Genomic DNA, 20,939 nt, shown 5'->3' with positions numbered 1-20,939 from the left:
CCGAGTCTGCCCAGGTGGCATGACTCAAACAAAAGGGTCTCCGAGAAACCCGGGGCGGTTCAATCCCCCATTTTGTAAATGCCTTGCGAAGTGCGATACACCACAGCACTTTCCTCAGTTGCGAGACCTTGGAGACAAGTGATTCGATCTAGATCTTCGAGGCTCCATTTACCTGAGCGGCTGATCGCTGGTGGACAAAGCATTTGGACGTGACTGATCTCCACATTCGAGGCGGCAGTCATGTAGTGCTGAAGCTCATACGCGCAACTGACCATTGCAGCGCGATCACACATCCCCGTCTGAGTGGAGGTGATAGTCAAGAGAAAAACCATACCCTCCAACTCACAGTGTGTACTGGTGAAGACAGTCCGTTCTGCAGGGTCAAGTACGTATATCAATTGCTAAACCACTCCCAATTCAGTCGGCGCCGCTCGTATACCCTTCGTGGAAAAACAATGGGTAGCGCCGCACATCGGTGATACGAAAACTCATGCCATCCAGACGCATGGCGTAAGCATGCCGCAATTCACGAGTCGTGAATCGTGAATCGTGTATGCCCTTCCTCCTGAAGCAGCTCATACAGACGCCTCTCAAATATGGAACGAGGCTGATTTCATTGAGGCACCAAGGAAGTGGATTTCTAAAAATGCGGATTATAGTCCGTGGCTCGTGTGTCCGCAAACGCAGGATAGTACCGCCTCAAGCGGAATTGAGACGGGCATGGACAAGTTGGCGAAAGCGTTAGGGAGACGCATCCGAACGCAGAGGAAAGCCTGCCAGATTTCTCAGGATGCACTGGCGCTGGCCTGCAATATCGACCGCAGCTATATGGGCCGAATCGAGCGTGGCGAAGTAAATATTACCGTCGAGAAGCTTTATCGCATCGCAGGTGTGCTTGCATGCGACCCATCCGGCCTACTGCCTCAGGTGTCAGAGCTGCATCCCGCCTGATCGACTATGGCGCTCAAGAAGGCTTGAGATTACTACTGTGCTGAAAGGTGAGTTGGCCAGACGGTCTACGTTCAAGGCTAGCGCAACCGCGTAACATGATCCACGACCATGAGAGACAATTAGCTGCGATTGCCGGGCGACGAAACTGGCACGCCTTTACTCGGGGTTCAGAGCAAACGTGATCCGGACACGTTAGCTGGCATTGTCTGATCCGTCGGCAAGCGTCCAGAGCAGCCGAGGCCGCCCGGAAATCCACGGTGACCCTCATTTTTGACAAAATTTTCGTGATCTCGGTCTCAAAAAGTAAATTGCCGGAGTTCGATCGCCGCGTGCTGGAGGTTTTGCGTGAGCCGCTGGAGTCCGGGCATATCGTGATTTCCCGGGCGCGGGATCGCGTGCGCTTTCCGGCGCGGTTCCAACTGGTGGCAGCGATGAACCCATGCCCCTGTGGATATCTGGGTGAGCCGACCGGGCGCTGCCGTTGTTCCTCCGAGCAGGTGCAGCGTTATCGCAACAAGTTGTCCGGCCCGCTGCTGGACCGGATTGATCTGCACCTGACCGTCGCCCGCGAAGCCACAGCCCTCAACCCCGACCCGACCACCAGTGAGAACACTGCAAGCGCGGCAGCGGTGGTTGCGCAGGCCAGAGAACGGCAGCAACGTCGTCAGGGCTGTGCCAATGCCTTTCTCGACCTACCAGGGCTGCGCGAGCACTGCGCGCTGTCCAGTGTCGATGAACGCTGGCTGGAGACGGCCTGCGAGCGCCTGACTCTCTCATTACGTTCGGCGCATCGCCTGCTGAAAGTGGCGCGAACGCTGGCTGATCTGGAGCAGGTGGACGCGATCACTCGTAGCCATCTGGCCGAGGCGTTGCAGTACCGGCCTTCAACCAATTGACCGCCCAAACGCAAAAACTCGCCGTCAACGATCAAGTCAACGGCGAGCCTTTGTGACAGGTACTGCGTTTTACATGCTGCTATAGAACGGGAAGATCCCCATCAGCAGCGCGGCAACCAGAATGCACAGGCACACCAGAATCGCCCATTTCAGGGTGAAGCGCTGATGGTCGCCAAACTCGATACCGGCCAAGGCAACCAGCAGGTAGGTCGATGGCACCAGAGGGCTGAGCAAGTGGACCGGCTGACCGACGATCGAGGCGCGGGCCATTTCAACCGGGCTTATGCCGTAGTGGGCAGCGGCTTCGGACAGCACTGGCAGTACGCCGTAGTAGAACGCGTCGTTGGACATGAAGAAAGTGAACGGCATGCTCACCAGCGCGGTGATGACGGCGAGGTACGGGCCGAGCGCATCCGGGATCACTGCCAGCAGGCTTTTCGACATGGCGTCGACCATGCCGGTGCCGGACAGAATACCGGTGAAGATACCTGCGGCGAAGATCAGGCCGACCACTGCCAGAACGCTACCGGCGTGGGCTGATACGCGGTCCTTCTGGTCCTGCAGGTTCGGGTAGTTGATGATCATCGCGATACTGAACGCGATCATGAACAGTACCGGCAGCGGCAGCAGGCCCATGATCAGGGCAACCATCAGTGCGAAGGTCAGCGCGCCGTTGAACCAGATCAGCTTTGGACGACGTGCATCCGGGAATTGCGAGACGCTGATTTCGCTGTGATCGACTTCATCACCCTTAAGGTGCAGTTCACCCAGACGAGCGCGTTCGCGTTTGCCGTAGAAGTAGGCAATTGCGAGGATCGCAACCACGCCAGCCAGCATTGCCGGGATCATCGGTACGAAAATGTCGGATGCATCGACATGCAGGGCACTGGCCGCACGAGCGGTCGGGCCACCCCACGGGGTCATGTTCATCACGCCACCCGCCAGAATGATCAGGCCGGCCATGATGCGCGGGCTCATGCCGACGCGGCTGTACAGCGGCAGCATGGCGGCGACGCAGATCATGTAGGTGGTCGTGCCATCACCGTCGAGGGACACCACCAGCGCCAGCACGGCGGTGCCGACCGAAATGCGCATCGGGTCGCCCTTGACCATTTTCAGGATCTTGCGCACGGCCGGGTCGAACAGGCCGGAGTCGATCATCAGCGCAAAATAAAGGATGGCGAACATCAGCATCACGCCGGTCGGCGCCAGCTTGGTGATACCTGCCAGCATCATCGGGCCGATCTGGGCCGCGAAGCCACCGAACAGGGCGAAGATGATTGGAACCAGAATCAGGGCGATCAGCGCAGTCAGGCGCTTGCTCATGATCAGGTACATGAACGCAATAACCATGGCAAAGCCAAGGAAAGTCAGCATGGGAATACTCCAGACGTAATACGGCTACAGAACGTGAAATGAACGAGTCAGCTCAGCAGATCGGTACGTGGAGTGGAGGCGCAAGGAGGGTGTGGAACGAGAAGTCAGCAAGCATCGGAATCACCATTATTGTTGTTAATTGGGCCTGAAACACGTTGGAATCCGTTCCTGGCTAGCCGGTCTTTTTGCCGGAAGTGAGGCGATGCTAATTGGCCAAGCTTTCACCGACCTTTCAATCAGCTATTGTGGAAATTTTATTGTCACACGGATTATGGGCATGAAGGAGAAGCATGGATGAGCGAGATACACTCGGGTGGCTGCCATTGCGGCGGGCTGCGTTACCAGTTCGATGCGCCGTTGCGGGACATCGCTCACTGTCATTGCTCCATCTGTCGACGCACCTCGGGTGCAACGGTTGTAACCTGGACAAGTGTGCCGCTGGCTTCGTTCACGTGGCTGACAGGCAGCCCCTGTGCGTATGACTCCTCACCCAGCTGCGTACGCTATTTCTGCGGCAAGTGCGGCGCTCACCTGGCGTTGTTCACGCGCAACAGCCCGGACGAGATCGACGTCACCATTGCGACACTTGACCAACCGGAGCTGGCAACGCCCTCACGACACATCTGGATAGAGAACCGGCTTCCCTGGCTACGCCTGGATGAGCACCTACCAGGGGTAGAAGGCGAGCCTTTCTGAGGTTTGAGGAGATAAATAGTGCCTGAGCCAGAGCCTTAGGCACTGTTCGCACATTACATCAGCGCATTACTTGCTGAACTGCGAAGCCAGTTCGCGCAGAAGTACCTCGGCCTCCAGCACTTTTTTCACTGACTCGTTGGCTTTTTCGCAGGACAGGCCCAAGCGTTCGAACAACTCGTCAGGAATCTCTTGCTCTGGCCCGGCACCGATGCCGTTCACCCGCAACAGACGTACGGCCAGATAAACCAGGTTGGCGTAGACGTGATGTTCGCCCTTGTAGTGGGGGTCGTGCTGGAAGCGCAGCGCGATGGCGAGTTCATCCGGCATGTCCCAATAGCGCATCAGCCAGGCCCCGATCTGCTCGCGGCTGATACCCAGCAAATGCTGCTCAATAAAGCTGTGGTGCAGGTGCGGGTTAACTTCCAGCTGGCGGCAAATCAGGGTGAAGTGTGGCGGAAACACATGGGCCAGCAGCAGGTAGCCGAAGTTGTGCAGCAAACCGGCGAGGTAGCTCAGGCCAGCTTCCGGGCGACTGGCGCGTGGAATGGCGCGGGTCAGACCTTCGATGACGGCAGCTGTATAGATGGATTGCTGCCAATACGGCGTGGTCTGTTGCGGCTGGTCCTTGGGCAGACTCAGGGTTTTGCCCAGAGCGAGGCCCAGTGCCAGGTTGATCACCAGATCAAAGCCCAGCACGCGGACGATTGCATCTTCTACCGAGCGGATCTTGCCGGTCGACGCGTAATAGGGCGATGCCGCCCAGCTCACGACCTGTGCCGCCAGCGCAGGGTCGGTTTCGACTACGCCGGTGATGTCATCGATGGTCGCATCGGGGTCGACCCGCAGCTTGATGATTTTCTGTGCAGTTCCGGCCAGTGGTGGTATTTCCAGGGTCGCTTCCAGACGCTGCTGGATGCGACGCGCCGTGAAAACATGCATGGCCTGGGTGATTTCTGCCGGATCGTCGTCAGGACGATCCAGGTTCGGACGGATGGCTGCGACCGACTGGCCGAAGTGCGCGGCACTGGCCTTGCTCAGCATGCCTTTGAAGTCGTCACTGCTGATTTCCAGCAACAGGCCCTTTTCGCCCGAGCCCACCAGCAGTGTCGGCTCTTGCAGCAGGCGATCATCGTAAAGGCACGGTGAGCTGGTCAGTGCCGGGAGCCCCGGCAGCACTTGCAGGTTGTGCTTGGTGAGCATGCGCTGCAAACGATCATGCGGCACAGCGGTCAACTGGCGCCCGGTCAGCTCGGTGATTCGGCTGAGGTCGAGCAACTGGCTCTGCGGGAACAGGATAAGCAGCGCACCGACAGCGTCCTCGACCAGCACAGCCTGAACCTTGCGCGCCGGGGGCAAGCTTTTGTTGTCCATGACTTCGTTGTAGCTGATAGCCAATTTTTCAAGCAACTGCCGGATTACCGACGGCGCGTGCTGCGGATCATTGACGTGGGCGACTTCTGTCATGAGCTATGTCCAAATTCCTACATTTTTTGAAGTATAACCACGTTATTCGTTTTCGGTCGCACGTGGTGTTCAAAGCGTAGCCTGCATCACACCTGGCCATACTGCTGGCCATGACGCAGCCATCTGTCGAGCAGTGGGCTGACATGTTGGGGCCAGCGCTCCAACAGGGCCTGAGCCGCGTCGCGTACGGCCGGTAGCAGGTCTGCGTCACGCATAAGGTCGGCGACCTTGAATTGCAGAAGGCCCGTTTGTCGGGTTCCCAGCATTTCACCGGGACCACGCAGTTCAAGGTCCTTTTCGGCGATGACAAAGCCGTCGTTGGTTTCGCGCATGATGCCCAGCCGCTGCCGTCCGATCTGTGAAAGCGGCGGGTGGTAGAGCAGCACACAATGGCTGACCGCACTGCCGCGACCGACGCGCCCGCGCAACTGGTGCAATTGAGCCAGACCGAGGCGCTCGGGGTTTTCGATGATCATCAGGCTGGAGTTCGGCACGTCGACCCCAACTTCGATCACTGTAGTTGCTACCAGCAATTGCAGCGCACCCTGCTTGAATTCGGCCATGATCGCGGCCTTTTCTGCGGGCTTCATGCGCCCGTGTATCAATCCGACGCGAACCTCACCCAGGGCACTGCTCAGTTCTTCGTAGGTGGTTTCAGCTGCTTTGCAGGTCAGCTCTTCGGATTCTTCGATCAGCGTGCACACCCAATAGGCCTGGCGACCTTCGGCGCAAGCTGCGCGCACACGCTCCACGACTTCCAGGCGGCGGCTGTCGGCAACCAGCACGGTATTGACCGGTGTCCTTCCGGGCGGCAGTTCGTCCAGAATCGACGTGTCCAGATCGGCGTAGGCGCTCATCGCCAGCGTGCGTGGAATCGGTGTGGCGGTCATGATCAATTGATGCGGACACATCAGGCCGCCGACGCCCTTTTTACGCAGCGCCAAACGTTGCTGAACACCGAACCGGTGCTGCTCGTCGATGATCACCAGCGCGAGGTTCTTGAACTGCACTTCGTCCTGACACAGCGCATGGGTGCCCACTACCATGGGGGTGCCACTGGCGATCTGCTCCAGGGACGTCGCGCGCGCCTTGCCCTTGAGCTTGCCCGCCAGCCAGGCCACGCCAACGCCCAGCGGCTCTAACCAGCGCTGGAAGTTGATGTAGTGCTGCTCGGCGAGAATCTCGGTGGGGGCCATCAGCGCCACTTGATAACCTGCTTCCAGCGCTTGCAAGGCAGCCAGCGCGGCGACCACGGTCTTGCCCGAACCAACGTCACCCTGGATCAACCGCAGCATCGGCTCAGGCTGGCTCAGGTCGTAGGCAACTTCCTTGCCGACCCGCTGCTGGGCACCCGTGGGCGCGAAGCCGAGGTTGGCGAGAAATTGTTTCGGCAGTTTTTTCGCAACAGGCAACGCCGGTGCGCGCTGTGAGCGCAGACTTTCGCGCAGGCGCTGCTGGGAAAGCTGGTGGGTAAGCAATTCCTCGAAAGCCAGCCGGTGTTGCGCCCAGTGATGCCCGAGGGCCAGCTCCTCCACATCGGCATCGGCGGGCGGGTGATGCAGATAGCGGATCGCATCATCCAGCGGGGCCAGCTGATAGTCGCGGGCCAGCTCATCCGGCAGCCAGTCCGGCAGGCTTTTGGGGCCGAGCATCGCCAGGCTTTGCTGACACAGCTGACGCAGGCGCTGCTGGGTAAGGCCTTCAGTCGTGGGATAGATCGGCGTGAGGGTCTGTTCGACGGGCGCGGGCTCATCACCGGTGATCGCCCGATATTCCGGGTGATAGATTTCCAGGCCGGAAGCACCGGGACGCGCTTCGCCGAAGCAGCGCAGGTGCGTGCCACGCTTCATGCTTTCTTTCTGCGCGTTGCTGAAGTGGTAGAAGCGCAGGCTGACGACACCTGTGCCGTCGCCAAGCCGTACCAGCAAGCTGCGGCGCTTGCCCATTACCACATCGGCGCCGCTGACCACGCCTTCGATCACGGCATCCTGGCCAGGGCGCAATGCGCCAATCGGTACGACGCGGGTCCGGTCCTGGTAACGCAACGGCAGATGGAACAGCACGTCCTGCAGGGTTTCCAGCCCGACCCTGGCCAGCTTTTCTGCCATCGCTTCACCGACGCCCTTGAGCGCCGTGACCGAGACCCTGGAAAGCTCGCTCATTTCTTTTCTGCCTAACTTGCGACTGTTTTCGGACGTGCCACCGAGCACAGGCGAGCAGAGTCAGCGAGAATTTCGATGGCTTTGGGTCTCGGGAAGCTTGCGCGCCAGGCGATGGCGACTGTGCGGAAAGGCACAGGCGGCGTCAGCGGGCGGACTTCGATCACGCCAGGCGCGTAGTGGTGGCTGTCAACGGCCGAAAGCGGCAGGATCGAAATACCCAGCCCGGAAGCGACCATGTGCCGAATGGTTTCCAGCGAGCTGGATTCTACTGTCGTGTGCTTGGCGCCTTCATTGCCTTTGCCCAGGGTAGGGCAGGCTTCCAGAACCTGATCACGGAAGCAGTGACCTTCGCCCAGCAGTAACAGACTCTTGTCGTTGAGTGCCGAGGCGTCGATGGTCTCTTTCTGAGTCCATGGGTGATCGGCCGGCATCAGGACGGAGAACGGCTCGTCGTAAAGTGGCAGGGTCAGCACGTCGGCTTCGTTGAACGGCAAGGCAATGATGACGGCATCCAGCTCACCGTTGCGCAGCTTGTCGCGCAGCACATGCGTAAAGTTTTCTTCGATGTACAACGGCATCTGCGGCGCAACCCGGTGCAGTTGTGGAATCAGGTGAGGGAACAGGTAAGGGCCGACGGTATAAATAGCGCCGACTTTCAGCGGCGCGGTCAGCTGATTCTTGCCTGCCTGGGCCAGCTCACGAATACCTTGAGCCTGCTCCAGCACTTTCTGCGCTTGCGCAACGATGCCTTCACCGACCGGTGTCAGGCGCACGGCGCTCTTGCTGCGCTCGAAAATGAGCACACCGAGTTCGTCTTCTAGTTTCTTGACGCCCACCGACAGCGTTGGCTGGCTGACGTGGCAGCGCTCAGCCGCATGGCCAAAGTGCTGCTCCTGGGCAAGCGTGACGATGTAGCGTAATTCTGTAAGAGTCATAACGTGCGTCCATGAAGTTGCGACCCCAGCATAGCGGGTGCGATCGATAGACGCACGTTATCAGAAGCACTCACAAGTAACAAAAGTACAATTCAGCGTTTATCCAGTGAATAAACGAACGGTGCGAGGATTTCAATGGTGCCGTTGTTGAGGATTTCCTTGGGCGGTTTGGGCAGCGGCTGAGCGCGACGGATCATTTCCATGGTCGCTCGATCCAGCGCCGGGCTGCCTGAACTGTTGGCAATCGAGTAAGACAGCACGTTGCCGTCAGCATCGACAACGAAGCGCAGGCGTGCAACACCCTGCATGCCACGACGACGCGCATCCTCGGGATACTTCTTGTACTTGCCCAGATGACTTAACAGGTCACCCTGCCAGCTTGGCAGCGCATTGCTGGGCGGCGCAGGCGCAGGAGCGGGCTTCGGAGCAGCTGCTTTTTCCGGTTTGGCAGTCGTAGGCGGCGTGTCGACCGGTTTTTCGTCAGCAGGTTTTTCCTGAGGCGGCTCAGGCTTCTTCTGCGGCTTTGGCGGCTGCGGTTTTGGCTTGGGCTTTTCAACCTTTTTGGGCACCACGATTTCCGGCTTCGGCGCTTGCGCGACTTCCGGCATAGGCTCTGGTTCTTCAGGGGCTGGCGGCAGAGGTGGCTGAACGACTTTTGGTGGTGGCGGCGGTGCGGGCTCAGGCAGAGGCGCAAGCTCGACCATCATGGCCGCTGGCGGTAGCTCGATCGCCTGAGAGGCGGGCCAGCGAACGGCGATGATGATCGCGATAGCGTGCACGGCCAGCACCAACAACAGACTACCGCTATAGCGCGTCAGTTTTTGGCGCGTACTGATCATTTCTTACCAGCCGTCTCAAGACCCACCAGACCAACCTTGAGGTAACCCGCACCCCTAAGCGTGTTCATGACTTCCATCAGATCGCCGTAATCCACGCCCTTGTCGGCCTGGAAGAAGATCGTGGTGTCCTTCTTGCCCTTGGTCCGGGTGTCCAGCACCTGACCGATCTGGTCGCGGGCAACCTTCTCTTCACCCAGATACAGGCTCTTGTCGGTCTTGACGCTGAGGAAGATCGGCTTCTCGGGCCTGGGCTGTGGCGTGGCAGTGGATGCCGGCAGGTCGACCTTGATGTCCACGGTCGCCAACGGTGCAGCCACCATGAAGATGATCAGCAACACCAGCATGACGTCGATGAACGGCGTCACGTTGATTTCATGGTTCTCGGCGAGCTCATCGCCGCCTTCGTTAAGATGCAGGCCCACGTGTTAGCCCACCTTGACCATGTGCGGTTGTTGTTGATTGCGCTCGGTCGGTTCTGGCAGATGATCCAGGTCGCGGCTGACCAGCAGCAGAACCTGGGCCGAAGCATCAGAAACCTGAGCCTTGTAACCGGCGATGGAGCGGGCGAACACGTTGTAGATCACTACCGCAGGAATTGCGGCAACCAGACCCAGTGCCGTGGCCAGCAGGGCCTCGGCGATACCCGGTGCCACGACAGCGAGGTTGGTGGTCTGGGTCTTGGCGATGCCGATGAAGCTGTTCATGATGCCCCATACCGTACCGAACAAACCCACGAACGGTGCGGTAGAGCCGATGGTCGCCAGTACGCCGGTGCCCATGCTCATGTTGCGGCCGCAGGCTGCGACCAGGCGCTCGAGGCGGAAGCTGACACGCTCCTTGATCCCTTCGCGCTCACGGCTGTTGGCCGACAGGCGCATCTCTTCAAGAGCGTCATGCACCAGCAGGTGGGCGAGGGTGCCTTCCTTGCTGGCGGTCGAGCTCGCTTCGTTCAGGGAGCGGGCTTTTTTCAGGTTGACGATTTCACCACGCAACCGGCGCTTGGCACCCAGCAGTTCGAAACCCTTGGAGATCCAGATGGTCCACGTAATGATCGATGCGATGGCCAGACCGATCATGACCGCTTTGACCACGACGTCGGCGTTCTGGTACATGCCCCATGGCGACAGGTCATGTGCCATGCCCAGGCTGTTGTCTTCGGCTGCAGGCTCCAGAGCCTGCACGGGGGGGGCTGCATCAGGCGCGACAGGAGCTGTCGCCGCAGGTGCGGCAGAGGTTGCAGGGGCCGCAGTCGGTGCCGATTGATCTGCAAGGGCCATAGGTACGAACATCAGGCTCAAGACGAGGGCTGCGACACCGCGCCATGCACGAGGCAGGCGAGGCATCCGGGTAGGCGAAGCGATTGATTGAATGCGTGTCATGCTGGCCGGACCTGAGAGAAAAATAGGGGATGGTTCCAGTGCGTCGTTCAGTGCTCTCGACGCTCACAGGGAACAAATGGGCTGCCATTATTGCAAATCGTTCTTGTTAACAAAAGTAATACAGTATCTTTTTTACATATTCGCCCGAATTTTCGCCTGCCGATGATCATTTTGTACGGCGCTGACACCACCTGTTATGGAGATACCGAATGACTGCCCCTTCGCTTCTAATCGCCGGCTGCGGTGACATTGGTTCGCGACTTGCGACCCGCCTGCTGCCTCACGGCTGGACCGTGCATGGGCTGCGGCGTACTGTTTCCGAGCTGCCTGCCGGTGTTCACGGTGTGGCGGGCGATTTGTTCGATACCTGCAAGCCTGCCCTGTGGCCCACTGCGGCACTGGACTATGTGGTGTATTGCGCAACGCCTTCGCAGCGTGACGAAGCGGGTTACCGGATGGCTTATGTCGAGGGGCTGCGCAATGTATTGAGCTGGCTTGAGCAGGCCGGGCAGCGTCCAAAGCGGTTGATCTTCGTCTCAAGCAGCGGTGTCTACGGTCAGCAGAAAGGGGAGTGGGTTGATGAAGACTCCGTCACCGAACCGGCCAACTACACCGGCACTGTGATGCTGGAAGCCGAGCAGCTGGCGCTGAACAGCGGACTGCCAGCCACGGCGGTGAGGCTGACCGGTATCTACGGGCCCGGACGCAGTGATCTGTCGAACCGCGTGCGTCAGGGGCACAGTGTCAGAATTGATCCTCCGGTCTACGCCAATCGCATTCATGCGGACGATGCCGCCAGTTTGCTGGAGCATCTGCTTCAGGCGGATCAACGAGGTGTGGCACTGGAGAATTGCTATCTAGGCGTTGACGACGATCCTGCTGCGCTGGCCGATGTGGTGGCGTGGATACGTGAGTATCTGGGGGTGACCGAATGGTCGGAAGAGGTCAGCGTGCAGCGCGTGGGCAGCAAGCGTTGCAGCAATGCCAGGGCGCGCGCACTGGGATGGGTGCCGGTGTACCCGGATTATCGGGCTGGCTATGCGGCATTGCTGGGGTAAACAAGTCGCCGTCAGGAGCGCCTTGAAGGGCGCTCCTGAAGCGTGAGTCGCTTATTGCTGTTCGAGCAACCAGCGACGTGGGCCTGGACGCAGCTCGGGCATCTGGTCAGCACCGGCATTGTTCATAGCCTGGAATATCTCCAACTGCTTGCCTTTGCGAGCAAAGATCCACGGGTTGCCTTTTTCGGCTTTCTCCAGCCACATGCTGTCGTATTCGCCGCTCATGGCTGCGCAATCGCCCGCCAGGCATAGTGCGTAGCGATCGTTTTCGGGAAGCCCCTGCACACTGCCGTCAGGCATGAATTGCACGGTGCTGCCTTGGCCGTCGCCTTCTACGATGGTCCATTTGCCGCCCATGTAGGCACCATACAAGGCTTTCTCGAAACTGGTGCCAGGCTGAGCGCCTTCCGGTGCCGGGTTCTCGGGCTTCTGGAAGTGCTGCTCAGGACCTGACTCGCTGGCAGCTTGAACCAGCTCATCACCTTTCACGCTCAGGTCTTCGAAGAAGTTGCCGTAGAAGTCGATGTGCAGCTTGCCTTCAGCGGCGCTGACAATCTTGCCTTCACCCAGCTCGAAACCATTGGAATAGATGGCCTGATTGGCTTTGGAGTTGATTTTCCACTCCAGATTGGGGCCGTTGGCGAGCAGGGCTTGACGCAGGTTGCCTTGTTTGACGGCGGCGTCGATGGCGGTCTGGTTGATCCAGGTGCCGTCCGGATTGCGGTCGGCGTGGCTGGCGCAGCCGCCCAGAATGACGGCGAGCAGCGAGATGGCTAGCGCGGAGCGCATAACGGATTCCTTCCTTCAGGGAGAACGGAGCGCAAGGCACGCTCCGTCGGGGGATTATTCGATGACGAGAATCGCGTCCATTTCAACCTGGGCGCCGCGCGGCAATGCCGCAACGCCGATGGCTGCGCGAGCCGGATAAGGCTGGGTGAAATAGGTACCCATGATCTCGTTGACCTTGGCGAAGTGGCCCAGGTCGGTCAGAAAGATGTTCAGTTTGACGATGTCCTTGAAGGATCCGCCCGCCGCTTCGGCAACAGACTTCAGGTTTTCGAAGACCTGGGTGATCTGCGCTTCGATGCCTTCGACCAGCTCCATGCTGTTCGGGTCCAGCGGGATCTGTCCGGACATGTAGACGGTATTGCCAGCTTTAATTGCCTGAGAGTACGGGCCGATTGCCGCAGGGGCTTTATCGCTGGTGATGACAGTCTTGGTCATGAGAACTCCTGATGATGGGATGGCCTACGCGCGCATCCGGGTGATGCGTGTGACACCGGTCAGGGCGCGCAGTTTCTTGATCACACGAGCCAGATGCACACGGTCGTGCACGCTGACCACCAGTTGGACCACGCTGATGCGACCATCGCGTTCGTCCATACTGATTTTTTCGATATTGCCGTCGGCCGCGTTGACGCTGCTGGCCAGCAGAGCGATCAGGCCGCGCTGATGCTCGAGTTCGACACGCAATTCGACGTTGAATTCGCCGGTGACATCCTTGGCCCATGACAACTGGATGCATTTTTCCGGGTTGTGACGGATTTCGCTGATGTTGCGGCAGTTATCCAGATGCACAACCATGCCCTTGCCTGCAGACAGGTGGCCGACAATAGGGTCGCCAGGGATTGGCGTGCAGCATTTGGCGTAGCTGAGCACCAGGCCTTCGGTACCACGAATCGCCAGCGGACCTTCAGGGCTTGGCAACTGCTCGCCCTCGCCCAGCAGGCGGCGAGCGACGACATAGGCCATGCGATTGCCCAGCCCGATGTCTTCGAGCAGGTCTTCCAGCACTTCGACCCGGTACTCGTTGAGCACCAGCTGAATGCGTTCCTGAGTGATCTTGTCGAGACTGCATTCGAAGCCGTTGAGCACCTTGTTCAGCAGGCGCTCGCCGAGGTTGATCGACTCGGAGCGGCGTTGCAGCTTGAGCGCGTGGCGAATATGCGTACGCGCCTTGCCGGTCACGACGAAGTTCAGCCATGCCGGGTTCGGACGTGCGCCGGGCGCACTGACAATCTCGACGGTCGAGCCGCTTTGCAGCGGTTCGGACAGCGGCGCCAGCCGGCGGTTGATCCGGCAAGCAATGCAGCTGTTGCCGACGTCGGTGTGTACCGCATAGGCGAAATCCACCGCCGTGGAGCCTTTGGGCAGCTCCATGATCCGGCCTTTGGGCGTGAAAACGTAAACCTCGTCCGGGAACAGGTCGATCTTGACGCTTTCAATGAACTCCAGAGAGTTGCCAGCACGCTGCTGCATTTCCAGCACACCCTTGACCCACTGCCGGGCACGGGCATGAGTGCCTTTTGGCTGCTCGTCGTCGCTGGATTTGTACAGCCAGTGTGCAGCGATGCCGTTGTTGGCCATCTCTTCCATTTCGCGGGTGCGAATCTGGATTTCGATCGGTACGCCATGCATACCGAACAAGGTCGTATGCAGGGACTGATAGCCGTTGGCCTTGGGGATCGCAATGTAGTCCTTGAAGCGGCCGGGCAGCGGCTTGTACAAATTATGTACAGCGCCAAGCACGCGATAGCAGGTGTCGACCTTGTCGACGATGATGCGGAACGCGTAGACATCCATGATCTCGTTGAAGGCGCGACGCTTGCCGCGCATCTTCTTGTAGATGCCATACAGATGTTTCTGCCGCCCACTGACGTCGCCTTCGATGCCATCGACGGCCAGACAATGACTCAGGGACTCTTCGATCTTGTTGACCAGTTCCTTGCGATTGCCCCTGGCGCGCTTGACCGCCTGGTTGATTCGCGAGGAGCGCATCGGGTACATCGCCTTGAAGCCCAGGTCCTCGAATTCGATACGCACACTGTGCATGCCCAGCCGATTGGCGATGGGCGCATAGATTTCGAGGGTTTCCTTGGCGATGCGCCGACGCTTTTCGCCAGACAGGACTTCCAGCGTGCGCATGTTGTGCAGGCGGTCGGCGAGCTTGACCAGAATGACGCGAATGTCGCGCGCCATGGCCATCGCCATTTTCTGGAAGTTTTCCGCCTGGGCTTCGGCCTTGGTCTCGAAGTTCATCTGGGTCAGTTTGCTGACCCCGTCGACCAGTTCCGCGACAGTCTCGCCAAACTGCGCGCTGAGCGCTTCCTTGGCAATCCCGGTGTCTTCGATGACGTCATGCAGCATCGCAGCCATCAGGCTCTGATGGTCCATGTGCATGTCGGCAAGAATGTTCGCCACCGCAAGAGGATGCGTGACGTAGGCTTCACCACTGCGACGGCGCTGGCCATCGTGGGCTTGTTCGGCATAGAAATACGCTCGGCGCACCAGGTTGACCTGGTCCTTGCCGAGGTAGGCCGACAGTCTTTCGGCGAGGGCGTCTATGCTCGGCAAGGCGCTACCCCTTGCCAATGGCTTTTACCCTGCGCCGTACTACGTCGACCTGGCATAGGCTTAGACGGCCTCGTTGGACTCGTCCTCGAACGCTGCGAACAATGGTTCATCTTCAACGATTTCGGCTTCTGCGATTACAGCGTAATCCATCAGGCCAGCCGCGATTTCACGCAGTGCCATAACGGTAGGCTTGTCATTTTCCCAGGCCAGCTTTGGTTCTTTGCCGCCGGTTGCCAGTTGACGGGCACGCTTGGTAGAGAGCATGACTAGCTCAAAGCGGTTATCCACGTGTTCTAGGCAGTCTTCAACGGTTACGCGGGCCATGGGTATTCCTCGTAGCAAATGCGGATGCGCGATGCCCGGATGGGCGAGCGGACTCGGTAGTTTACAAGCGGACAGCACCAGTCATCAAGCGGCATGCCACCAACGGCATGCTTTTAACCTGTTGCCTGATGGCTGGAAACGTTTCGATCAAGCCAGCAACTCCTGAAAAAGCTCGCTGTATTGCTCTTGCTGATGCTGTTGAGTGAGGCGATTGGTGCGGAAAATCGCCTTGAGGTCTTCCAGCGCGACGGCGAAGTCATCATTGACCACCACGTACTCATACTCGTTGTAGTGGCTCATTTCGCTGACCGCCTCACGCATCCGGGCTTCGATGATCTCGTCGCTGTCCTGGCCGCGGTTGGTCAGGCGCTGGCGCAGGGCCTGCTGAGTCGGCGGCAAAATGAATATGGAGCGGGCCTGGGGCATCTGCGCACGAACCTGACGCGCACCCTGCCAGTCGATTTCCAGAATCAGGTCGTGGCCTTCGTCCAGCGTCTGCTGCAGGTGGCTCTGCGACGTGCCGTACAGGTTGCCGAAGACCTCGGCCTGCTCGAGAAAGTCGCCGTGTTCGATCATGCTCAGGAACGTGGCACGATCGACGAAGTTGTAGTTCACGCCGTCAACTTCACCGGGGCGCATGGCGCGTGTGGTGTGCGAGACAGAGACGCGAATCTTTGCCTGCGCGCCGTGCTGAGGCTCTTGCTGGGCGTCCATCAGGGCCTTGACCAGACTGGTCTTGCCCGCGCCGGATGGGGCGGAAATGATATACAGGGTGCCAGTGATATGGGTCATGTCAGGTTCAGCCTTACTCAATATTCTGCACTTGCTCGCGCATTTGCTCGATCAACACTTTAAGGTTGACGGCAGCCTGCGTGCTGCGTGGGTCAAAGGCCTTGGAGCCCAGTGTATTCGCTTCGCGGTTAAGCTCTTGCATCAGGAAATCAAGGCGCCGGCCTGCCTGACCGCCAGCCTTGAGCACGCGACGGACCTCGGTGACGTGTGTACTGAGGCGGTCCAGCTCTTCGGCAACATCGCTTTTCTGTGCCAACAGAACCATTTCCTGCTCAAGGCGCTGCGGATCCAGTTCGGCTTTCATGTCGGCAAAGCGATCCAGTACTTTCTGGCGCTGAGTTGCCAGCATCTGCGGCACCAGGGTGCGCAGGGTGGCAACCTCCTTGACGATGGAAGACAACCGGTCATCAAGCAGTCTGGCCAGGTCTGCACCTTCGCGTCCGCGCCCGCTCTTTAATTCAGTCAGCGCATCATTGAACAGCTTCAGCGCCTCGGTGTTCAACACCTGTGGATCGCTGGCGTCGGCCACCAGTACGCCGGGCCATGCCAGAACTTCCAGGGGATTCAGCGCGGCAGGCTGTTTGATCAGGCCGGCAACCGATTCGGCTGCAGCGATCAACTGGCCTGCACGCTCAAGATCCACTTGCAGCGGTTTGCCGGCGGTTTCCTCGACAAAACGCAGTGTGCATTCAACTTTGCCACGCGACAGCCCCTGGCGTAGCGCTTCGCGAATCGCACCTTCCAGATCACGGAATGACTCAGGCAGGCGCAGGTGAGGCTCCAGATAGCGGTGATTGACCGAGCGCAGTTCCCAGCTCAGTGTGCCTTGGGCACCGGCTCGCTCTACGCGGGCAAAGGCAGTCATGCTGTGCACCATGGGAAGTACCTCTTATCGATTCAGGAGCGTGGTTCAACCCATGAGTGCACAGGATCGGCGCTCATGGGTGTCGTGAAAGCCGACTGGCTGCAGAGGCGCAGGATTGTAGCGCAGTGCGGCGCAGGCTCCCAATCCGGCAGCGTTACAAGTGACACAAGGCATTCCTTGCGATCACGCCAGAGCGTCGAAAGTATTGATCCAGAGCCTTCTGTTCGTAGCAAATCGGCATTGGCGGCTTTTAGAGATGCCCAGCAGCAGCTGTGGCCTCTATAATGCCCAGCAGTTTTCCGTCTCAGTACAGGTATCCCAGATGAAACGTCCAAGTGGTCGCGCCGCCGATCAGCTCCGCTCGATCCGCATCACCCGCAACTACACCAAACACGCCGAGGGTTCTGTACTGGTCGAGTTTGGTGATACCAAGGTGATTTGCACCGTCAGCGTCGAAAACGGCGTACCACGCTTCCTCAAGGGACAGGGCCAGGGTTGGCTGACTGCCGAGTACGGCATGCTGCCGCGCGCTACCGGCGAGCGTAACCAGCGTGAAGCCAGTCGCGGCAAGCAGGGTGGTCGTACACTCGAAATCCAGCGCCTGATCGGTCGTTCGCTGCGCGCTGCGCTGGACATGTCCAAGCTGGGCGACGTGACCCTGTACGTCGATTGCGATGTCATTCAAGCGGACGGCGGCACTCGCACCGCGTCCATCACCGGCGCAATGGTTGCTCTGGCAGACGCCTTGAAAGTGATCAAGAAGCGTGGCGGCCTGAAGGGCGGTGACCCGCTCAAGCAGATGATCGCAGCCGTTTCGGTCGGCATGTATCAGGGCGAGCCGGTGCTTGACCTCGATTACCTGGAAGATTCCGCTGCGGAAACCGACCTGAACGTGGTCATGACCAGTGCAGGCGGCTTCATTGAAGTACAGGGCACTGCCGAAGGCGCGCCATTCCAGCCTGAAGAGCTGAACGCGATGCTCGCCCTGGCACAGAAGGGCATTACCGAGTTGTTTGAACTGCAGCGTGCCGCACTGGCCGATTGATAAATAAGGAGCGTTTGATGATGAATGACAGTCCGCAGCCCTTGTACAAACCCAGCCGGGAAGCCCGTCAGTGGGCGATGTTCTGTCATTTATCCGCTCTCATTGGACTGGTCTTCCCCTTTGGCAATCTCCTTGCGCCATTGATTCTCTGGCAAATGAAGAGGGAGACAGACCCGTTCATTGATTCGCAGGGCAAAGAAGCGCTGAACTTTCAGATCACTGCCGCGATTGCAGGCCTGATATGCATAATGCTGATGTTCGTGGTAATCGGCATCGCACTGTTCATGCTGGTGTGCCTCGGTGCTTTCATACTTACGGTTATCGCCGGGGTGAAGGCAAACAGCGGACTGGAATATCGTTACCCCTTCACCTGGCGCCTGTTGAAATAATGCATAGCGCGAGCAACGCAAAAAGCCGACTTGAAGTCGGCTTTTTCGTGTGCGCTGTTCGCCTGGCTATCAGATAGTCAGGGTCCAGTCGTAATCCACGATCAGCGGCGCGTGTTGCGAGAAGCGCGGCTGGCGTGGCAGACGGGCGCTGCGCACGAAGCGGCGCAGGCCTGGGGTCAGTATCTGATAATCGAAGCGCCAGCCCAGATTCAGCATCTCGGCCTGTTCGTTATCCGGCCACCAGCTGTACTGATCACCTTCGCGGCTGACTTCACGCAGGGCATCGACATAGCCCATGGTGCCGACAATCTCGTCCATCCAGGCGCGTTCAGGCGCCAGGAAGCCAGGAGACTGCTGGCTGTCACGCCAGTTTTTGATGTCGAGCTTCTGCTGCGCGACATAGAGCGATCCGCAATAGATGTATTCGCGACGCTTGCGGCGTTGCTTGTCCATGTACTTGCCGAAATCGTCCATGAGCTTGAATTTCTGATTCAGGTCTTCATCGCCATTCATCCCTGACGGAAAGAGCAGGGTAGCGATACTGACCTTGTCGAAATCTGCTTGCAGGTAGCGCCCGTAGCGGTCGGCTGTCTCGAAGCCGAGGCCGCTGATTACCGCCTTCGGCTGCAAGCGCGAATACAGCGCCACACCACCCTGAGCGGGAACCTCGGCTTCGCAGGCATAGAGGAAGTAACCGTCCAGCTGAAAGGCTGGATCATCCAGTTCAAAGGTGGAGGCGCGGGTGTCCTGTAAGCAGATGACGTCGGCATTCTGAGCTTGCAGCCAGCTGAGCAAACCACGCTCGACCGCAGCCTGAATGCCATTTACGTTCACACTGATGATCCGCATAAATGGCCCCAAAAATCACGTGCGTGTATGATACCCGAGCTCTACCTAATTAGCTAAATCCGTGGTATTCGGAGCTTTTTTCATGCAAGCGTATCAACGCGATTTTATTCGTTTTGCCATCGATCGCGGTGTTCTGCGCTTCGGTGAGTTCACTCTCAAGTCCGGGCGCACCAGCCCGTACTTCTTCAATGCGGGGCTGTTCAACACCGGTTCCGCACTGGCACAGCTGGGGCGTTTCTACGCGGCAGCCGTGGTTGAAAGCGGTATTGCCTTCGACGTTCTTTTCGGTCCGGCCTACAAGGGCATTCCGCTCGCATCGGCCGCTGCTGTGGCGCTGGCCGAGCATCATGACCGTGATCTGCCGTGGTGTTTCAACCGCAAGGAAGCCAAGGCGCACGGCGAAGGCGGCAGTCTGGTGGGGTCACCGCTGACCGGTAACGTGCTGATCATCGACGACGTGATCACTGCGGGCACTGCGATCCGTGAGGTCATGCAGATCATCAAGGACCAGGACGCGACAGCTGCGGGCGTGCTGATCGCGCTCAATCGTCAGGAGCGTGGCAATGGCGAACTGTCGGCGATTCAGGAAGTCGAGCGTGACTTCGGGATTCCGGTGGTGAGTATCGTGTCGCTGAATCAGGTGCTCGAGTTCCTGGCCGACGATCCGCAACTCAAGCAGCATCTGCCTGCTGTCGAAGCCTATCGCGCGCAATTCGGAATCTGAGGACGTGCCTATGGCAGTCGGCGGCAGGTCTTGGCGATCGGTTTCAGGCGCGCTGAGCGGTTTTCGGGCCTTGCTGGCTGTGGTCATGCTTGCGCCCATGCTCGCCCAAGCGGCCGACGCACCTGAGCCACGGCTTTATCGCTACGTCGACAGCCGCGGGGTGACGGTGATCGACACGCAAGGCGTGCCGCCCGACTACGTTGCCAAAGGCTATGAAGTGCTCAACAGTCGTGGTCGGGTGGTTCAGGTCGTACCGCCTGCGCCGACTGCCGAGCAGATCCGTCAGTCCGAAGCAGACAAGCGCCAGGCCGCTGCGGATGCACAGCTGTTAAGCCTTTACAGCAGTGTCGATGAGGTGGACCGCGTCAAGGCCCGTAAACTGGCCGAGCTGGATGCGCTGATTGGCGTTGCTGAGGGCAACATTCAGGGGCTGGCGGCTCAGCAGCGCAATCTGCAAGGCCAGGCAGCCAACCTGGAGCGTGCGGGGCGTCCTGTTCAGCAGGGGCTGGTCGATCAGTTGAATGACTTGCGCGATCAGCAGCAGAAGCTGCAAACCGATATCGCCGGGTATCAGGCCGCACGGGTAAAGGCTGAAGCAGATTTCGCCGAAGATCGCCTGCGCGTACAGCGGCTGACTCAATGACAGGACGCAGAGCGTCCAGAAGCGCATGCCCACGCCTGTTTTTGATTCTGGCCGAAGGCCGTAGGAGCGAACTTGTTCGCGAAAGGGGTCGAAGCCAGACACCTATCGTTCCTCACGCTCTGGTATGACCCCCGAAGGTTGGACGCAACCTTTGGAGGCGTCATGGGTAAATATACAGTGCAGGCAAAACTCGCAGC

At 59.1% G+C, this 20,939-nt stretch carries 21 protein-coding genes and 1 pseudogene; 8 read left to right on the top strand and 14 right to left on the bottom strand.

The window, feature by feature from the left end; translation table 11 throughout:
- Window positions 1-720: 720 nt before the first annotated feature.
- A complete protein-coding gene (locus tag AO277_RS27225) occupies window positions 721-951 on the top strand; it encodes a helix-turn-helix domain-containing protein (protein ID WP_044319274.1) in 231 nt (76 codons plus the stop codon).
- Between the two features lie 305 nt (window positions 952-1,256).
- Window positions 1,257-1,847: pseudogene (locus AO277_RS27220) on the top strand (ATP-binding protein); the annotation flags it as partial.
- Window positions 1,848-1,916: 69 nt separating this feature from the next.
- Here the strand turns inward: AO277_RS27220 and AO277_RS27215 are convergent.
- Window positions 1,917-3,224 (bottom strand): CitMHS family transporter, encoded by a 1,308-nt coding sequence (locus tag AO277_RS27215; protein WP_044319275.1) that lies wholly within the window; start codon window positions 3,222-3,224, stop codon window positions 1,917-1,919.
- 294 nt (window positions 3,225-3,518) lie between these two features.
- On the opposite strand from AO277_RS27215, the gene AO277_RS27210 reads away from it, so the two are divergent.
- Window positions 3,519-3,920, top strand: coding sequence for a GFA family protein (locus tag AO277_RS27210; RefSeq protein ID WP_002551490.1), 402 nt, complete (start codon window positions 3,519-3,521; stop codon window positions 3,918-3,920).
- Between the two features lie 66 nt (window positions 3,921-3,986).
- Here AO277_RS27210 and AO277_RS27205 read toward each other — a convergent pair whose 3' ends face one another.
- The 6 genes from AO277_RS27205 to exbB form a co-directional block, all read right to left on the bottom strand.
- Window positions 3,987-5,384, bottom strand: coding sequence for an aminoacyl-tRNA deacylase and HDOD domain-containing protein (locus tag AO277_RS27205; protein ID WP_044319276.1), 1,398 nt, complete (start codon window positions 5,382-5,384; stop codon window positions 3,987-3,989).
- An 86-nt stretch (window positions 5,385-5,470) separates the two neighbouring features.
- On the bottom strand, window positions 5,471-7,546 hold the full coding sequence (gene recG, locus AO277_RS27200) for an ATP-dependent DNA helicase RecG (RefSeq protein ID WP_044319277.1): 2,076 nt from the start codon (window positions 7,544-7,546) through the stop codon (window positions 5,471-5,473).
- 11 nt (window positions 7,547-7,557) lie between these two features.
- Window positions 7,558-8,481, bottom strand: a complete 924-nt coding sequence (locus AO277_RS27195; protein WP_002551493.1) for a hydrogen peroxide-inducible genes activator — start codon at window positions 8,479-8,481, stop codon at window positions 7,558-7,560.
- A gap of 92 nt (window positions 8,482-8,573) precedes the next feature.
- Window positions 8,574-9,320, bottom strand: coding sequence for an energy transducer TonB (locus AO277_RS27190; protein WP_044319278.1), 747 nt, complete (start codon window positions 9,318-9,320; stop codon window positions 8,574-8,576).
- Window positions 9,317-9,742, bottom strand: a complete 426-nt coding sequence (exbD, locus tag AO277_RS27185; RefSeq protein ID WP_044319279.1) for a TonB system transport protein ExbD — start codon at window positions 9,740-9,742, stop codon at window positions 9,317-9,319. Before exbD ends, AO277_RS27190 begins: the two co-directional genes overlap by 4 nt.
- Window positions 9,743-9,745: 3 nt before the next feature.
- Window positions 9,746-10,699, bottom strand: coding sequence for a tonB-system energizer ExbB (gene exbB / locus AO277_RS27180; RefSeq protein WP_044319280.1), 954 nt, complete (start codon window positions 10,697-10,699; stop codon window positions 9,746-9,748).
- Between the two features lie 209 nt (window positions 10,700-10,908).
- On the opposite strand from exbB, the gene AO277_RS27175 reads away from it, so the two are divergent.
- Window positions 10,909-11,757 carry an SDR family oxidoreductase gene (locus AO277_RS27175; protein ID WP_044319281.1) on the top strand — a complete coding sequence of 283 codons (849 nt, stop codon included), beginning with the start codon at window positions 10,909-10,911 and terminating at the stop codon, window positions 11,755-11,757.
- 51 nt (window positions 11,758-11,808) lie between these two features.
- On the opposite strand, the gene AO277_RS27170 is transcribed toward AO277_RS27175, so the two are convergent.
- From AO277_RS27170 to AO277_RS27145, 6 genes are all read right to left on the bottom strand, one after another.
- A complete protein-coding gene (locus AO277_RS27170) occupies window positions 11,809-12,546 on the bottom strand; it encodes a hypothetical protein (RefSeq protein ID WP_004655373.1) in 738 nt (245 codons plus the stop codon).
- 54 nt (window positions 12,547-12,600) lie between these two features.
- Entirely contained in the window at window positions 12,601-12,981 is a 381-nt protein-coding gene (gene ridA / locus AO277_RS27165; protein WP_044319282.1) for a deaminase RidA, read from the bottom strand.
- A gap of 24 nt (window positions 12,982-13,005) precedes the next feature.
- A complete protein-coding gene (gene spoT, locus AO277_RS27160) occupies window positions 13,006-15,111 on the bottom strand; it encodes a bifunctional GTP diphosphokinase/guanosine-3',5'-bis pyrophosphate 3'-pyrophosphohydrolase (protein WP_004655368.1) in 2,106 nt (701 codons plus the stop codon).
- A 60-nt stretch (window positions 15,112-15,171) separates the two neighbouring features.
- Window positions 15,172-15,435 (bottom strand): DNA-directed RNA polymerase subunit omega, encoded by a 264-nt coding sequence (rpoZ, locus tag AO277_RS27155; protein WP_002551500.1) that lies wholly within the window; start codon window positions 15,433-15,435, stop codon window positions 15,172-15,174.
- A 147-nt stretch (window positions 15,436-15,582) separates the two neighbouring features.
- On the bottom strand, window positions 15,583-16,227 hold the full coding sequence (gmk, locus tag AO277_RS27150) for a guanylate kinase (RefSeq protein WP_044319283.1): 645 nt from the start codon (window positions 16,225-16,227) through the stop codon (window positions 15,583-15,585).
- A gap of 13 nt (window positions 16,228-16,240) precedes the next feature.
- The gene (locus tag AO277_RS27145; RefSeq protein ID WP_044319284.1) at window positions 16,241-17,104 is read right to left on the bottom strand and encodes a YicC/YloC family endoribonuclease; all 864 of its coding nucleotides are present in this window, start codon (window positions 17,102-17,104) and stop codon (window positions 16,241-16,243) included.
- Window positions 17,105-17,414: 310 nt separating this feature from the next.
- Between AO277_RS27145 and rph the strand changes: the two genes are divergently transcribed.
- Window positions 17,415-18,137: a ribonuclease PH gene (rph, locus tag AO277_RS27140; protein WP_002551503.1), complete on the top strand. Its 723-nt coding sequence runs from the start codon at window positions 17,415-17,417 to the stop codon at window positions 18,135-18,137.
- A 20-nt stretch (window positions 18,138-18,157) separates the two neighbouring features.
- A complete protein-coding gene (locus AO277_RS27135; RefSeq protein WP_031595921.1) occupies window positions 18,158-18,526 on the top strand; it encodes a DUF4870 domain-containing protein in 369 nt (122 codons plus the stop codon).
- Between the two features lie 69 nt (window positions 18,527-18,595).
- Here AO277_RS27135 and crc read toward each other — a convergent pair whose 3' ends face one another.
- A complete protein-coding gene (crc, locus tag AO277_RS27130) occupies window positions 18,596-19,375 on the bottom strand; it encodes a catabolite repression control protein Crc (protein ID WP_002551505.1) in 780 nt (259 codons plus the stop codon).
- 82 nt (window positions 19,376-19,457) lie between these two features.
- Here crc and pyrE point away from each other — a divergent pair, with 82 nt between their 5' ends.
- On the top strand, window positions 19,458-20,099 hold the full coding sequence (gene pyrE / locus AO277_RS27125) for an orotate phosphoribosyltransferase (RefSeq protein WP_044319285.1): 642 nt from the start codon (window positions 19,458-19,460) through the stop codon (window positions 20,097-20,099).
- A 10-nt stretch (window positions 20,100-20,109) separates the two neighbouring features.
- Entirely contained in the window at window positions 20,110-20,742 is a 633-nt protein-coding gene (locus AO277_RS27120; protein ID WP_044319286.1) for a hypothetical protein, read from the top strand.
- The last annotated feature ends 197 nt before the right edge of the window (window positions 20,743-20,939 follow it).

The organism is Pseudomonas amygdali (assembly GCF_002699855.1).
Taxonomy (GTDB): Bacteria; Pseudomonadota; Gammaproteobacteria; order Pseudomonadales; family Pseudomonadaceae; genus Aquipseudomonas; species Aquipseudomonas amygdali.
This window is presented reverse-complemented; position numbering and strand designations above follow the sequence as displayed.